We start from the raw sequence: 13,706 nt of genomic DNA on the forward strand, positions 1-13,706 counted from the left end.
TGCATAGTTTGTCGCTCTGCACGAAATAAAAAGAAACCTCTTTACCCGGCAGGATCCGCTCGCTTTTTTAAGCATCGCAAGAATAACTGTAGCCCGTGTCTCCGGCTATAGCCCAGACGAAAAAACGCCTTTTATCAATTTTTTATGCAGGTTATGTCTACGTGATAAGCCGAAATGGCGTTTGGGGAGGTGAAAAATTCTTTAAAGAAAGGTTGAAAGCAGCAGAAAAAATGGCGTTATGCAGCCGCTATGGCAGCGACTGCGCAAAAGTCAGACAGGCTTAGTGAAGAAAATTGGGAGATGCATCATTATTCTCTGCATCATCTTCCGCGCTATACAGCAAATGGTGCGCATTGGCTTCCATCATTACCATCGAAATTTGCTCTTCACTCAAGCGCATAAACCAGGAGAACTGCTTGAATGAGAGGCCGGCACCGGAGAATAAAGACTGGCAAACGACCAGTTTTGGCAGATTATCATCCTGTATATCGAGAAATGCTTTCACCGTCAAAGAACTGGCGTTGATGGCCGACAGGTCAGAGGCCAGGGCCAGCAGCGCAGACGGTTTCACTTCGGCCAGCGCAGAGAAGAGGATCACGTCGTTAATGAGATCGATTTTGGCATCGAAAATACCATCGAAATTTTGCATATGAGGCAAATGCAGCGCCTGGCAGGAATCACATTCAAAGAAAGTGATACCGGCATCATCGAGCCATTGACGTAACGTATCCAGTGTTGGAACGACCTGTAAATCCATCGCGGTGCAGCCTCTTTAATAAAAACTTCGCATAGAGTACGCAAAAAGTGCGCTGTAATCCATTTAACCGCCCGTTTTCAGACAGTAGCCCGGCGTTGCGTGGCGCTCGACCCATGAGATCATTTTACCCGCAATATCGACCCCGGTGGTTTTTTCCACCCCTTCCAGTCCCGGTGAGGCATTCACCTCCATCACCAGCGGCCCGCGCGTCGCCCGCAGTAAATCAACACCCGCCACATCCAGCCCCAGCGTTTGCGCCGCCTTCACGGCAATCTCACGCTCGCGATCGCTGATATACGCGACTCTCGCCACGCCGCCACGGTGCAGATTAGAGCGGAAGTCGCCCTCTTTTGCCTGACGTTCGATGGCCGCAACCACCTCGTTACCGACAACAAAACAGCGAATGTCGCGCCCTTTGGCTTCTTCAATGTACTCCTGCACCAGAATATGGGCATTCAGCCCACGAAAGGCGTCAATCACGCTTTCCGCCGCCTGCCGCGTTTCGGCCAGCACCACACCGATGCCCTGAGTGCCTTCCACCAGCTTGATCACTAACGGCGCGCCACCCACCATATCGATTAAATCGCTGGTGTCGTCCGGTGAATGCGCAATGCCGGTAACCGGAAGATCGATTCCCTGCCGGGCAAGCAGTTGCAGCGAACGGAGCTTATCGCGGGCGCGAGATATCGCAACGGATTCATTGAGCGGATAGCTGCCCAGCATCTCAAACTGGCGCAACGCGGCCGTGCCGTAATAGGTTATCTGGGAGCCGATGCGGGGGATAACCGCATCAAAATGCGGGAGCTTGCGGCCTTTGTAATGAATCGATGAGGCAGCAGGATCAATGTTCATATAGCAGGACATCGGATCGAGGATCTCAACCTGATGCCCCCGTTTTGCCGCCGCTTCTCGCAGGCGTTTACATGAATAGAGCGTTCCATCCCGGGACAAAATGGCAATTTTCACCCTGCACCTCTCTAAAGACATGGAAAAAGCCTGCGTATCATACACGCAGGCAGGCGCAGGATGAATGGGCTATCGTGTCGCCCAGCCCTGTTTGTGCAGATAGTCGAGAATAAACGGGCGATTCTCTTTAATGATGGTGCGACGAATGTGGTCACTCCAGGTATCGCGACGGTTATTGCTGTCGCGCGTCATGTAGTAGTGCGCCAGCTCTTCATCGTATTGCGCCAGCACATCCTGATCGACAGGCTGGTAGTGGTTTTCATGCACCAGCATCGCCGCAGGCAGGCGCGGCTTGAGGTCCGGGTTATCCGCAGGCCAGCCAAGGCACAGGCCAAACAGGGGCAGAACATGTTTTGGCAGCTTCAGCAGTTCGGTAACGCTTTCGATATTGTTACGCAGCCCGCCGATGTACACGCCGCCCAGCCCCAGCGATTCCGCCGCCGTGAACGCGTTTTGCGCCATCAGCGCGGTGTCCACGACGCCCAGCAGCAGTTGCTCGGCAAGGCCAAGCTCGGCTTGCGGGCAGATCTGCAGGTGGCGGTTAAAATCAGCGCAGAACACCCAGAACTCGGCTGCCTGTGCCACATGCTTTTGTCCACCGGTGAGGGTCACCAGTTGTTCACGCATTGCCGGGTCGGTAATGCGAATAATGGAGCTGCACTGCAGGAAGCTGGAGCTGGATGTCGCCCTTGCACTGTCAATAATGGCTTCACGCTGCGCCGGCGTTATCGGCTCGTCGGTGAAGTGGCGAATTGAACGATGGGAACGTAGCAGGTCTATGGTTGGCGTCATCTTGTCTCTCTTTGTCTTGCGTGAATCATATCGCAGCCAGTATAGGCAATGATGCGCGCGATGTAATTGGCGAAACATAGCTGAGAGGTATTATAACGACAGGCGAAACCTTCTTTAATGACGGCAGGTTATCGGGCACTATAGACCCATTCGCCGTCAGGCTTGTTTTCGAGGAGAGAGAAATGTTTGCAGTAATTTTTGGTCGTCCAGGGTGCCCTTACTGTGTGCGCGCGAAAGAGCTGGCTGAGAAACTGACCGAAGAGCGTGATGATTTTAACTTCCGTTATGTTGATATCCACGCGGAAGGGATCAGCAAAGCCGATCTGGAAAAAACCGTGGGTAAACCGGTTGAAACCGTACCGCAGATTTTCCTCGATCAGAAACACATCGGCGGTTGCACAGACTTTGAAGCATACGCTAAAGAGCATCTGGGCCTGTTTGCCGCTCAGTAATGCTAAGACGCCCTCACCCTGAGGGCGTTTTTATTTGTGCTGTCTGCGCCGGGCCAACATGCTATGAACAAACAAAAAGCATAGCGCTCCCAGTGCGCACCAGAAGACGCCACTCAGCAACCACGCCAGCTCCTGCCAGAAACTTCGCGTTGAAATATACAGTGACCGCATCAGCAGCAGACACAGCGGCGCTGCAAGTATTGCGCCCAGTAACGGTTTCACCACTTCCCCCCGGCGGGAGAGAAAACTGGCAGCAGCCCCTGGCAGGGTGAAAAAGAGCAGCCCCAGCTCCGGATGACCCGACGCCCTGAACGCTCCCTTCACATTAAAAGCGAGGGACATGCAAACGACAATGAACAGCAAAAAGCAGCTGATCACCCCCGCCCAGTTTCGTTTAATGTTCAAACTATCCTCCTGACTTATCTCTATCAAATACACTTTCGTCGGGTAGACGCCCAGTCAGATAAAGCAATGCGGCAATCCTTGCCAAAGTACACACAGGGTGAAGCGATAATAGGTGGCTGTCAGTAGCTAATACGATTAAACTAACCGCCAGCTAATGTTTTAGGGAATAAAGCTGGAAACAGGGAGCGTTAAAGCCTTTCCCTGACCCAGAAAACAGTAGCCCAAAAAGTCCTTTCATTCAACAACTTACTGGTAAACAAGAAGTTAGCCTCCGTGAATATAAACGTCGCAGACTTGTTAAATGGGAATTACATCCTGTTATTATTTGTGGTACTGGCGCTGGGCCTTTGCCTGGGTAAATTGCGCCTTGGTTCGGTTCAACTTGGTAATTCCATTGGCGTTTTAGTCGTCTCACTATTATTAGGCCAGCAGCATTTCAGCATTAACACGGACGCGCTCAACTTAGGCTTTATGCTGTTTATTTTTTGTGTTGGTGTGGAAGCCGGGCCCAACTTTTTTTCAATTTTCTTCCGCGACGGCAAAAATTATCTGATGCTGGCGCTGGTCATGGTCGGCAGCGCGCTGCTGATCGCCTTAGGGCTGGGTAAACTGTTTGGCTGGGATATCGGGCTGACGGCCGGTATGCTCGCCGGCTCGATGACCTCCACGCCGGTATTGGTGGGTGCAGGCGATACCCTGCGCCACTCCGGCATGGCCGGTGCGCAACTCTCTACCGCGCTCGACCACCTGAGCCTGGGCTATGCCCTGACCTATCTGATTGGTCTGGTGAGCCTGATTGTGGGCGCCCGCTACCTGCCAAAACTGCAGCACCAGGATTTGCAAACCAGCGCTCAGCAAATTGCCCGCGAACGCGGTCTGGACACCGACAGCAAGCGTAAAGTCTATCTGCCCGTGATTCGCGCCTACCGCGTTGGGCCAGAGCTGGTTGCATGGGCGGACGGGAAAAACCTCCGCGAGCTGGGGATTTACCGCCAGACAGGCTGCTATATCGAGCGTATTCGCCGTAACGGCATTCTGGCAAACCCGGACGGCGACGCCGTGCTGCAGATGGGCGATGACATTGCCCTGGTCGGTTACCCGGATGCCCACGCCCGCCTCGACCCGAGCTTCCGCAACGGTAAAGAGGTGTTTGACCGCGATCTGCTCGATATGCGTATCGTCACCGAAGAGATTGTGGTGAAAAACCATAACGCCGTCGGCCGTCGTCTGGCGCAGCTGAAGCTGACCGATCATGGTTGCTTCCTCAACCGCGTGATCCGCAGCCAGATTGAGATGCCAATTGACGACAACGTCGTGCTGAATAAAGGCGACGTTCTGCAGGTCAGCGGCGATGCGCGACGCGTGAAAACCGTTGCGGACCGCATCGGCTTTATCTCTATTCACAGCCAGGTCACCGACCTGCTGGCCTTCTGCGCCTTCTTTATCGTTGGCCTGATGATCGGGATGATCACCTTCCAGTTCAGTAACTTTAGCTTTGGCATCGGTAACGCTGCCGGGCTGCTGTTCGCCGGCATCATGCTGGGCTTCCTGCGAGCGAACCACCCGACCTTCGGCTACATTCCGCAGGGGGCGCTCAATATGGTGAAAGAGTTTGGTCTGATGGTCTTTATGGCGGGTGTCGGCTTAAGCGCCGGTAGCGGCATTGGCCACAGCCTGGGGGCTGTTGGCTGGCAGATGTTGGTTTCCGGACTTATCGTCAGCCTGGTACCGGTAGTGATTTGCTTCCTGTTCGGTGCCTACGTGCTGCGCATGAACCGCGCCCTGCTCTTCGGGGCAATGATGGGGGCCCGTACCTGCGCCCCGGCAATGGAAATTATCAGTGATACCGCACGCAGCAATATTCCTGCGCTGGGCTATGCGGGCACCTACGCTATCGCTAACGTACTGCTTACGCTGGCGGGTACGCTGATCATCATCATCTGGCCTGGACTCGGATAACTCTTAAGTTCTGCGCGTAACGAAAAAATTTTCGTTACGCGCAGAACTTTTTTATCAGGGGGCAGTCATAACTATTGCCACTGCTTTTCTTTGATGTCCCCAATTTGTGGAGCCCATCAACCCCGCCGTTTTGGTTCAAGGTTGATGGGTTTTTTGTTGCCTGCTACTATAACCCCTTCTAATCAATCAGTTAGGAACTAAGAATTGCGACTGTGGCGGCAAAGTGGCGACAGCGCTCTACTTCCCGTTCCTTAGGCCTGTATCATGTCATCAAAAAATCAATCCCAGTATTTTTCAATTGCTGTGTACATTCCTGAGGAGTTGAAGCAGACTTTTGTAGAAGAATGCACTAGTGTCGGTATTGACGCCAAAAGAGTACAATGTTTCTCCTCCAATCCAAGCATACGTGAATATCTGAGCATTTTAGTTGAACGTGGGCAGAAGTTTGCGCCATACCTTCTTAAGGTACTGAACTTGTTGCAGTCAAAATCCAAAATAAGAATTGAAGTCGCAGCCGATAGAAAAATCATAGACTTACAAGGTGTAAGTGTTGATGATGCTTTAAAGTTGATTCAAGCCGCTGATGCCATTCGGGTAATTGACCAGCAAGAACTGGAAGATACGAACAGTGATTCCGCAAAACACACAATCTGACAAATTGAGAATTCCAGTGAATTATATAGATCAATTTATCAATTTTGTTTCTACCTTGTACACTCCTAGAAGAGCCTGCACAACATTATTTATGATATGTGGAGGCGTCCTATCCTTATGTATAATATTACCGCTTCTAAATTTATGGCTAACACCTGCAATAAAACCGATAGCACAAAACTATGAAACTTATATTTTATTAATTTCAATTGTATTAGGTGTTTCATTAGGAATTGTAGTTTTCAGCATAGTTGATTTGATTGTTTTAACAATCTATGAGCACCTCATTTCTAAAAAGAAAAAATCCCAAAGTCAGTTAAAAGCGATTAAGGAAAAGAATATACGTGACGAGGTAATATTTTCAAATTTTAAAACTGCTTACTTCCATCTCAGCATTGATAAGATTAAGATTATTAGAAGCTTAATCACATTCCCTTCCCTTAGCTTTCATAGCGAACATGAAGATGTAAAATTCCTTGAAAAATCAGGATGGATTGAAGCGTTAACTTACATCAGTGATGAGGAGAAGGTATATCAACTTAATCAAACAATAAGGTTATATGCTGATGATAGATGGAACGAGGAAGTAAATCTCAACACGGAACACTTTCATAGCTTTGACGCTGAAACAGCTATAGTCATTATTAATGCCATGTCCGATGTAAAAATCAAGGCAGAATTAGATGAGTTCAACTTTTCTTTTTATAAGAGCGACATTGAAAAATGTTTTGAAGTAAGTGAGTTTACCGAGACTCTTTACTCTTTAAGATTCAAAGAAAGATATGAAAAAAATTTTTCCGAGCTACATCTCAAACCTTTCAGAAGTGAGCGATTATTTTCTATTAAGGTTCGTGAAAACATTCCAGATTTAGACATTCCTTTTTAGGGTAACAGTGATTTTTTGAAAGTTCCTAATTGTCACTTTTTTCAGCACAGAAATCTTCTCAATATGCTGTCTGCGCTTGTCCTAGCTGACATACAAACATATCCATCTAAGATGGCAGACAAATACGGCTCTTACATCAAACACACTCAAATCCACCCTTAACCTTAATTATCAATAAATTACCACTAAAACAAGAAATTTTCTGTATCTTCAAAAATGAAAAACACTGAAATTCTTTTCAACCTTTTCAGTTTTGGATTTCTGCTCAACCGCCAGCACTGGCGCGGCCAGGCAGTCTGGTTTGAAGAAAAATAAAACTGAAAAATTTTTATGATCCAAAAACCGCAGGCGGGTGCGGTGTAGTGCGATTTTGGTCTGCGAAAGAATTTTTTGGCCGTGCTGTGACGCGCCAGCGCCCCGCTGTGCGCACGATCTTTTTTAATGGTGGCTCTGAGTGTCTGGAAAGGCCGAACGCGCCAGAGCGCCGCTGGCAGCGCGTAGCGATAGCCGCTTGTGAGGAAAGAAAAGAGATATCCCCGCCAGGGGATGAAGGGCATAAAAAAACCCGCTTTCGCGGTTTATGTTCAGGGCTGGTTTACTTGCCAATCACCGGGGGAGTATTTGCCGTTCAGCGTATCCGCTTTCGTTCCGGTGTTCCGAATGGCTCCCGCGTTGGTCGGTGCGCCCGTATTACTGTGCGTGTGGCTTGCCGTTTGCTCTGCCAGCTCTTTTACCACGTCGAGTGTGTCGAGCATCAGCTGTGCCACGTTGATAGTGCCAGAGCCAATCCACACCACCGGGGCAATAATCTGCTGTTGGACGGACGCCACGCTTTTGCGTATCTGGCCAATCTTTTCAATCAGGTCTTTACCCGTTGTGACTGTCTGGCTCCCGGCTATGTCCGTTTCATCATCGCCGCCGATACTCGCACGCGGTTATTTACTGTCTGGCTGTAGACCCTCGTGCATACCTGCTGGATGCTCCGGCCAGCAATGTGGATGTGCCCAGTATGGTAATTTTATTCCTGGACTTAACAGTCGTTTCGCGGCTGACCAGCTCCCGCAGCTCCTTATCGGACTTAACCATCCGCACCAGAAAGGCTTCACTATTCCCCTCTTCAACATTCCGCCTTCCCTCTTTCCATCCAAACATATATGCTTAACCATATATAACCAACCGCAGGAAAGCCGATGCTACATCCGGTCCAACTTTTCAAAGCCCTCTCCGACGAGACCCGCCTGTCCATCGTCATGCTTCTGCGCGAAGCCGGGGAACTGTGCGTCTGCGATCTCTGTTCCGCCACGGCTGAATCACAGCCCAAGGTATCGCGCCATATGGCACTGCTGCGTGAATCCGGGCTGGTGAGCGATCGCCGGGAGGGGAAATGGGTTTATTACCGTTTGTCCCCCACTATGCCGGCATGGGCTGCCACTGTGATTGACAACAGCTGGAATTGCTTGCGGGAAGAGACCCGCACAAAGCTGAAAAACCGTCTTCCGGGCGCGTGTTAAAACACATTCATAAAAACAGATATAACGGAGTTCACGATGTTTCTGGCTGGGGCAATTTTTCTGTTTACACTGGTGCTGGTCATCTGGCAGCCCAGAGGGTTAAGTATCGGCTGGAGCGCCACAATGGGTGCTGTACTGGCGCTGGTCAGCGGCGTGATCCACATTAACGATATACCGGTGGTGTGGAATATTGTCTGGAACGCGACGGCCACGTTTATCGCCGTCATCATCATCAGCCTGCTGCTTGATGAGTCCGGATTTTTCGAGTGGGCGGCGCTGCACGTGGCCCGCTGGGGTAATGGCAAGGGCCGGTTGCTGTTTACGTATATCGTTCTGCTGGGTGCGGCCGTTGCGGCGCTTTTTGCCAACGACGGCGCGGCGCTTATCCTCACGCCCATCGTTATCGCCATGCTGCTGGCCCTCGGGTTCAGCAAGCAGGCCACGCTGGCGTTTGTCATGGCGGCTGGATTTATCGCCGACACTGCCAGCCTGCCGTTGATCGTTTCGAACCTGGTCAATATCGTATCGGCAGACTTCTTCTCGCTGGGGTTCAGCGAATACGCCTCGGTGATGATCCCCGTGGATCTCGCCGCGATTGCGGCCACGCTGGTGATGCTGCACCTGTTCTTTCGAAAGGACATTCCGCCGGTATACGACCTGTCAAAACTCCGCGAGCCTTCCCGCGCGATTAACGATCTTCCAACCTTCAGAACGGGCTGGATTGTTCTGTTACTGCTCCTTGTCGGGTTCTTTGTACTTGAACCGCTCGGCATTCCGGTCAGTGCTATCGCGACAGCAGGCGCGTTGATTTTGTTTGCCGTTGCAAAGCGCGGGCATGCCATTAATACGGGAAAAGTGCTTCGTGGCGCACCGTGGCAAATCGTTATCTTCTCGCTGGGGATGTATCTGGTGGTGTATGGCCTGCGCAATGCCGGGCTGACGGAGTATCTGTCAGGGGTTCTCAATCTCCTCGCCGGGCATGGCCTGTGGGCCACCACGCTCGGTACCGGGTTCATCACGGCGTTCCTGTCATCCATAATGAACAATATGCCGACCGTCCTGATTGGGGCACTGTCTGTCGATGGCAGCACGGCATCGGGTGTGATTAAAGACGCGATGATTTATGCCAACGTCATTGGCTGCGACCTGGGTCCGAAGATCACGCCTATCGGCAGCCTGGCCACCCTGCTCTGGCTCCATGTCCTGGCGCAGAAAAACATGACGATCACCTGGGGCTATTATTTCCGGACAGGCATCATCATGACGTTGCCGGTTCTGTTTGTGACGCTCGCCGCGCTGGCGTTACGTCTCTCCTTCACACTGTAATGAGTAACGGATATGAGCCATATCACCATTTACCACAATCCAGCCTGCGGCACCTCGCGCAACACGCTGGAGATGATCCGCAACAGCGGCACTGAACCCGAAATTATTCTGTACCTTGAGAACCCACCGTCACGTGATGAACTGACCAGACTGATTGCTGAGATGGGGATTTCCGTGCGGGATTTGCTGCGCAAAAATGTCGAACCTTATGAACAGCTGGGCCTCGCCGGGGACCGGTTTACCGACGACCAGCTTATCGATTCTATGCTGCAGCATCCGATCCTGATTAACCGTCCGATCGTGGTGACGCCGCTGGGCACTCGCCTGTGCCGCCCTTCCGAAGTCGTACTCGATATCCTGCCTGATGCACAGAAAGGGGCGTTTACGAAAGAAGATGGCGAAGCGGTGGTGGACGCCAGCGGAAAAAAAATCTCCGGCAGCTAATCTGCTGATAGTGATGCCGTAAGTCTTGTCAGCCACATACCCTGCCCCGTGGCGGAGTTGCATCCGCCGTCACCCGACCCATAATTTGATGGACCGGTCTGGTGAGGGGATGCAGGTATGAGTCTCAAAAATAAAACCGCCGTTATCTTTGGTGGCAGCGGCGCTATTGGCAGCGCCGCTGCGTACGCGCTCGCCCGTGAAGGAGCAACGGTCTACCTCGCGGCACGCGATCAGGCCAGGCTGGAGCACGTCGCTAACCGCATTCACGCCGCTGGCGGGTCAGCCCGGCTGTTTGTTTTCAATGCCCTCAATGCCGACGCGACGCTCCCGGACGTTACCGGCATTGATATCGTCGTGAATGCCACGGGCTTTATGCATGACCAGGGTAAACGCCTCGACGCATTAACGCTCAGCGAATTCAGACAGGGGTTCGACCCTTTTCTGACCGCCTATTTCAACATCGCCAAAGCTGTCGCACCCCGTATGGGCGGTGAGCGTGCCGGAACGCTTATCACCGTCGTTGCTCCGGCTGCAAATATGGCGATGCCGGGACATCTCGGGCATATCGTTGGCTGTGCGGGAACGGAAGCGTTAACCCGTGCGCTCGCGGCGGAGCTGGGGGCAAAGAATATTCGTGTCCTGTGCGTACGTTCGCATGCGATAGCCGACGCGGTTCAGGCCGGTTCCTGTGTGGGTGACCTGTTCGCCATCAAGGCACAGGCGATGGGCATTACCGTGGAGCAGTTTCTGGAGGGCGCGGCACAGAGCACGATGCTGAATCGCCTGCCGACGCTGGAGCAGGTGGCAGACACCATCGCGTTTCTGGCGTCAGATGCAGCCGGTGCCATCACGGGAACAACGGTAAACATGACGGCCGGCGCGACCACAATCTAACGTCCGCTCTCGCCCGCAATCCTGCCGACCATCGCCCGGATCTCCTCCCGGGTGAGCGGGGCTCTGTCGGTCACAAAGTGCAGCGTCATCCCTTCGATAAAGGCATCCAGCGCGCGGGTAGTCACCGGGTCGAACCACTGCTCAAGCGTGGTCTGGCTCATCTTCATCCAGTCCTGCATTACCGTTTTGAGCGCCGCACTGCGGTGCATAAAGGCATAGAGCTGGTACATCAGCGCCATATTCTGCGGCGTCGTGACCTGGGAACTGTGGATCAGCGTGGTGATGGATTCGCACGCCATTTCTGGCCCGGTCACGCCGGCGAAGAAATCCCGATACTGCTGCGACATCTGCCGGGTAAACCACGTAAAGGCCTCTTCCAGCAGCGACTCCATACCGTCAAAATAGTAGGTCATCGACCCCAGCGGCACGCCCGCGCAGGTGGCAATTTTCCGGTGCGTCACGGCATGAATACCGTGCTCTGCAATGGTGTCCAGGGTCGCCTGCAGGATCTTCTCCCGGCGTTGAGGATCGTTCGGTGCTCTGCTCATAAATTCCCCACGTGGTTTGTGTACAAATGTACACAAACTTGCTAGTGTTGTCGCTATTGTTGTACTTCCGGTGCTGACTTCAATGACTCTGACCTCCCCCCGTAGAACCCTGCAGCTGCGCATGTGGGCGCTGTTTATGTTCTTCTTTATTCCCGGTCTGCTGATGGCCTCATGGGCCACGCGTACCCCGGCCATTCGCGATATTTTATCCGTCTCAACGGCCGAGATGGGCATCGTGCTGTTTGGCCTGTCGATAGGCTCTATGAGCGGTATTCTGTGCTCCGCGTGGCTTGTCAAACGCTTCGGTACACGGGCGGTCATCCGCACCACCATGTGCTGTGCCGTGTTCGGGATGCTGGTGCTGAGCGTGGCGCTGTGGCTTGCCTCGCCGGTGCTGTTTGCCCTTGGGCTGACGGTGTTTGGCGGCAGCTTCGGTGCCGCTGAAGTGGCCATTAACGTTGAAGGGGCATCGGTTGAACGTGAGATGAATAAAACCGTACTGCCGATGATGCATGGCTTTTACAGCCTTGGCACGCTGGCCGGTGCGGGTGTGGGAATGGCGCTGACGGCCTCGGGCGTCGCCGCGAACCTGCATATTCTGCTGGCCGCACTGGTATGTATTATCCCCATTCTGACCGGTATCCGGGCGATCCCTGACGGCACCGGCAAGAACATCTCTGACGAACACGCCACCGCGGAAAAAGGGCTGCCGTTTTACCGCGACATTCAGCTGATGCTGATCGGCGTGGTGGTGCTGGCGATGGCCTTTGCGGAAGGGTCCGCTAACGACTGGCTGCCGCTGCTGATGGTTGACGGCCACGGTTTTAGCCCAACTTCCGGCTCCCTGATCTACGCCGGTTTCACCCTCGGGATGACCGTCGGGCGCTTTACCGGCGGCTGGTTTATTGACCGCTACAGCCGCGTGGCGGTGGTGCGTGCCAGCGCCCTGCTGGGCGGGCTGGGGATTGCGATGATCATCTTTGTGGACGTGGACTGGATTGCCGGCGTGTCGGTGATCCTCTGGGGTCTGGGGGCTTCGCTTGGCTTCCCGCTCACCATTTCAGCCGCCAGCGACACTGGCCCGGATGCACCGACCCGCGTCAGCGTGGTGGCCACCACGGGCTACCTCGCCTTCCTGGTGGGGCCACCGTTGCTCGGCTTCCTCGGCGAGCACTACGGGCTGCGCAGCGCCATGCTGGTGGTGTTAGGGTTAGTGATCATCGCAGCGCTGGTAGCGCGCGCGGTCGCGAAGCCGGAAACGGAACAAACGACACTGGAGAAGGGATATGAGCGTTAAACTGATCGCCGTCGACATGGACGGCACGTTTCTGAGCGATGCCAAAACCTATAACCGCCCGCGTTTTCTGGCGCAATATGCACGAATGAAAGCGCAAGGCATTCGCTTTGCGGTTGCCAGCGGCAACCAGTACTACCAGCTGATTTCCTTTTTCCCGGAGATTGCCCATGAAATTGCGTTTGTCGCGGAAAATGGCGGCTGGGTGGTCAGCGCCGGGGAAGATGTCTTTAACGGTGAACTGTCGAAGACGCACTTCGACACCGTTGCCGCCGTGTTAAACGATGTGCCGGGCATTGAGATTATCGCCTGCGGAAAAAGCAGCGCCTATACGCTGAAGCACTATGACGACGGCTTTAAGGATATCGCGGCAAAGTACTACCACCGTCTCGAAATGGTGAGTGATTTCGGCAACCTGAACGATATTTTCTTCAAATTCGGGCTTAACGTCTCTGACGACGACATCCCGCGTATTCAGGCGATGCTGCACGAAAAGCTGAACGACATTATGGTGCCCGTCACGACCGGCCACGGCAGTATCGACCTCATCATCCCCGGGGTGCATAAAGCCAACGGTCTGCGAATACTGCAAAAGCGCTGGGGCATTGATGACAGCGAAGTGGTGGCTTTTGGCGATAGCGGGAACGACGTAGAAATGTTGCGCCAGTCAGGGTTCAGCTTTGCGATGGCAAACGCCAGGCCGCATATTAAGGCGGTGGCGCGCTTTGAAGCCCCGCACAATAACGACGAAGGCGTGCTGGATGTAATTGATAAGGTGTTGAACGGCGAAGCGCCGTTTCATTGACGCCACCATGGCC

17 protein-coding genes are annotated in these 13,706 nt (G+C 53.2%); 10 read left to right on the plus strand and 7 right to left on the minus strand.

Going from position 1 to position 13,706, the window contains the following annotated elements:
- Positions 1 to 280: 280 nt before the first annotated feature.
- The 3 genes from BJP35_RS02175 to nfsA form a co-directional block, all read right to left on the minus strand.
- Positions 281 to 757: a YbjN domain-containing protein gene (locus BJP35_RS02175; RefSeq protein WP_014169308.1), complete on the minus strand. Its 477-nt coding sequence runs from the start codon at positions 755 to 757 to the stop codon at positions 281 to 283.
- Positions 758 to 820: 63 nt separating this feature from the next.
- Positions 821 to 1,723 (minus strand): 30S ribosomal protein S6--L-glutamate ligase, encoded by a 903-nt coding sequence (gene rimK / locus BJP35_RS02180; protein WP_047742418.1) that lies wholly within the window; start codon positions 1,721 to 1,723, stop codon positions 821 to 823.
- A gap of 69 nt (positions 1,724 to 1,792) precedes the next feature.
- Positions 1,793 to 2,515: a nitroreductase NfsA gene (gene nfsA / locus BJP35_RS02185; protein ID WP_025204598.1), complete on the minus strand. Its 723-nt coding sequence runs from the start codon at positions 2,513 to 2,515 to the stop codon at positions 1,793 to 1,795.
- A 182-nt stretch (positions 2,516 to 2,697) separates the two neighbouring features.
- On the opposite strand from nfsA, the gene BJP35_RS02190 reads away from it, so the two are divergent.
- Entirely contained in the window at positions 2,698 to 2,967 is a 270-nt protein-coding gene (locus BJP35_RS02190; protein WP_014169305.1) for a GrxA family glutaredoxin, read from the plus strand.
- A gap of 30 nt (positions 2,968 to 2,997) precedes the next feature.
- On the opposite strand, the gene BJP35_RS02195 is transcribed toward BJP35_RS02190, so the two are convergent.
- Positions 2,998 to 3,372 (minus strand): inner membrane protein YbjM, encoded by a 375-nt coding sequence (locus tag BJP35_RS02195; protein WP_020884874.1) that lies wholly within the window; start codon positions 3,370 to 3,372, stop codon positions 2,998 to 3,000.
- A gap of 273 nt (positions 3,373 to 3,645) precedes the next feature.
- Between BJP35_RS02195 and BJP35_RS02200 the strand changes: the two genes are divergently transcribed.
- From BJP35_RS02200 to BJP35_RS02210, 3 genes are all read left to right on the plus strand, one after another.
- Positions 3,646 to 5,331 carry an aspartate:alanine antiporter gene (locus tag BJP35_RS02200; protein WP_014169303.1) on the plus strand — a complete coding sequence of 562 codons (1,686 nt, stop codon included), beginning with the start codon at positions 3,646 to 3,648 and terminating at the stop codon, positions 5,329 to 5,331.
- A gap of 264 nt (positions 5,332 to 5,595) precedes the next feature.
- On the plus strand, positions 5,596 to 5,985 hold the full coding sequence (locus BJP35_RS02205) for a hypothetical protein (RefSeq protein WP_047742415.1): 390 nt from the start codon (positions 5,596 to 5,598) through the stop codon (positions 5,983 to 5,985).
- 16 nt (positions 5,986 to 6,001) lie between these two features.
- Complete coding sequence (locus tag BJP35_RS02210; protein ID WP_131797431.1) at positions 6,002 to 6,871, plus strand: hypothetical protein; 870 nt, start codon at positions 6,002 to 6,004, stop codon at positions 6,869 to 6,871.
- Between the two features lie 185 nt (positions 6,872 to 7,056).
- On the opposite strand, the gene BJP35_RS24410 is transcribed toward BJP35_RS02210, so the two are convergent.
- Both BJP35_RS24410 and BJP35_RS24555 read right to left on the minus strand, forming a co-directional pair.
- On the minus strand, positions 7,057 to 7,428 hold the full coding sequence (locus BJP35_RS24410; RefSeq protein ID WP_165602345.1) for a hypothetical protein: 372 nt from the start codon (positions 7,426 to 7,428) through the stop codon (positions 7,057 to 7,059).
- 27 nt (positions 7,429 to 7,455) lie between these two features.
- Positions 7,456 to 7,701 (minus strand): hypothetical protein, encoded by a 246-nt coding sequence (locus BJP35_RS24555; RefSeq protein ID WP_240485675.1) that lies wholly within the window; start codon positions 7,699 to 7,701, stop codon positions 7,456 to 7,458.
- Positions 7,702 to 8,061: 360 nt separating this feature from the next.
- Here BJP35_RS24555 and BJP35_RS02220 point away from each other — a divergent pair, with 360 nt between their 5' ends.
- From BJP35_RS02220 to BJP35_RS02235, 4 genes are all read left to right on the plus strand, one after another.
- Positions 8,062 to 8,382 carry a metalloregulator ArsR/SmtB family transcription factor gene (locus tag BJP35_RS02220; RefSeq protein WP_032677759.1) on the plus strand — a complete coding sequence of 107 codons (321 nt, stop codon included), beginning with the start codon at positions 8,062 to 8,064 and terminating at the stop codon, positions 8,380 to 8,382.
- Positions 8,383 to 8,418: 36 nt separating this feature from the next.
- A complete protein-coding gene (locus BJP35_RS02225) occupies positions 8,419 to 9,708 on the plus strand; it encodes an arsenic transporter (RefSeq protein WP_078774817.1) in 1,290 nt (429 codons plus the stop codon).
- A gap of 12 nt (positions 9,709 to 9,720) precedes the next feature.
- Entirely contained in the window at positions 9,721 to 10,152 is a 432-nt protein-coding gene (gene arsC / locus BJP35_RS02230) for a glutaredoxin-dependent arsenate reductase (RefSeq protein ID WP_025204600.1), read from the plus strand.
- 117 nt (positions 10,153 to 10,269) lie between these two features.
- Entirely contained in the window at positions 10,270 to 11,046 is a 777-nt protein-coding gene (locus BJP35_RS02235; protein ID WP_086462879.1) for an SDR family NAD(P)-dependent oxidoreductase, read from the plus strand.
- Here the strand turns inward: BJP35_RS02235 and BJP35_RS02240 are convergent.
- Positions 11,043 to 11,594: a TetR/AcrR family transcriptional regulator gene (locus BJP35_RS02240; protein WP_020884879.1), complete on the minus strand. Its 552-nt coding sequence runs from the start codon at positions 11,592 to 11,594 to the stop codon at positions 11,043 to 11,045. The genes BJP35_RS02235 and BJP35_RS02240 overlap by 4 nt on opposite strands.
- A gap of 82 nt (positions 11,595 to 11,676) precedes the next feature.
- Here BJP35_RS02240 and BJP35_RS02245 point away from each other — a divergent pair, with 82 nt between their 5' ends.
- Complete coding sequence (locus BJP35_RS02245; RefSeq protein WP_047742404.1) at positions 11,677 to 12,891, plus strand: MFS transporter; 1,215 nt, start codon at positions 11,677 to 11,679, stop codon at positions 12,889 to 12,891.
- Positions 12,881 to 13,693: a Cof-type HAD-IIB family hydrolase gene (locus BJP35_RS02250; protein ID WP_020884881.1), complete on the plus strand. Its 813-nt coding sequence runs from the start codon at positions 12,881 to 12,883 to the stop codon at positions 13,691 to 13,693. Before BJP35_RS02245 ends, BJP35_RS02250 begins: the two co-directional genes overlap by 11 nt.
- Positions 13,694 to 13,706: the final 13 nt, after the last annotated feature.

The organism is Enterobacter sp. J49 (assembly GCF_002148625.1).
Lineage (GTDB): Bacteria > Pseudomonadota > Gammaproteobacteria > Enterobacterales > Enterobacteriaceae > Enterobacter > Enterobacter ludwigii.

Coding starts and splice junctions, on each gene's coding strand:
- BJP35_RS02220 (WP_032677759.1), top strand. CDS start 8,062: ATGCTACATCCGGTCCAACTTTTCAAAGCCCTCTCCGACGAGACCCGC.
- BJP35_RS02250 (WP_020884881.1), top strand. CDS start 12,881: ATGAGCGTTAAACTGATCGCCGTCGACATGGACGGCACGTTTCTGAGC.
- BJP35_RS02245 (WP_047742404.1), top strand. CDS start 11,677: ATGACTCTGACCTCCCCCCGTAGAACCCTGCAGCTGCGCATGTGGGCG.
- BJP35_RS02175 (WP_014169308.1), bottom strand. CDS start 757: ATGGATTTACAGGTCGTTCCAACACTGGATACGTTACGTCAATGGCTC.
- BJP35_RS02225 (WP_078774817.1), top strand. CDS start 8,419: ATGTTTCTGGCTGGGGCAATTTTTCTGTTTACACTGGTGCTGGTCATC.
- arsC (WP_025204600.1), top strand. CDS start 9,721: ATGAGCCATATCACCATTTACCACAATCCAGCCTGCGGCACCTCGCGC.
- BJP35_RS02240 (WP_020884879.1), bottom strand. CDS start 11,594: ATGAGCAGAGCACCGAACGATCCTCAACGCCGGGAGAAGATCCTGCAG.
- BJP35_RS02205 (WP_047742415.1), top strand. CDS start 5,596: ATGTCATCAAAAAATCAATCCCAGTATTTTTCAATTGCTGTGTACATT.
- BJP35_RS02235 (WP_086462879.1), top strand. CDS start 10,270: ATGAGTCTCAAAAATAAAACCGCCGTTATCTTTGGTGGCAGCGGCGCT.
- BJP35_RS02190 (WP_014169305.1), top strand. CDS start 2,698: ATGTTTGCAGTAATTTTTGGTCGTCCAGGGTGCCCTTACTGTGTGCGC.
- BJP35_RS24410 (WP_165602345.1), bottom strand. CDS start 7,428: ATGCCCTTCATCCCCTGGCGGGGATATCTCTTTTCTTTCCTCACAAGC.
- nfsA (WP_025204598.1), bottom strand. CDS start 2,515: ATGACGCCAACCATAGACCTGCTACGTTCCCATCGTTCAATTCGCCAC.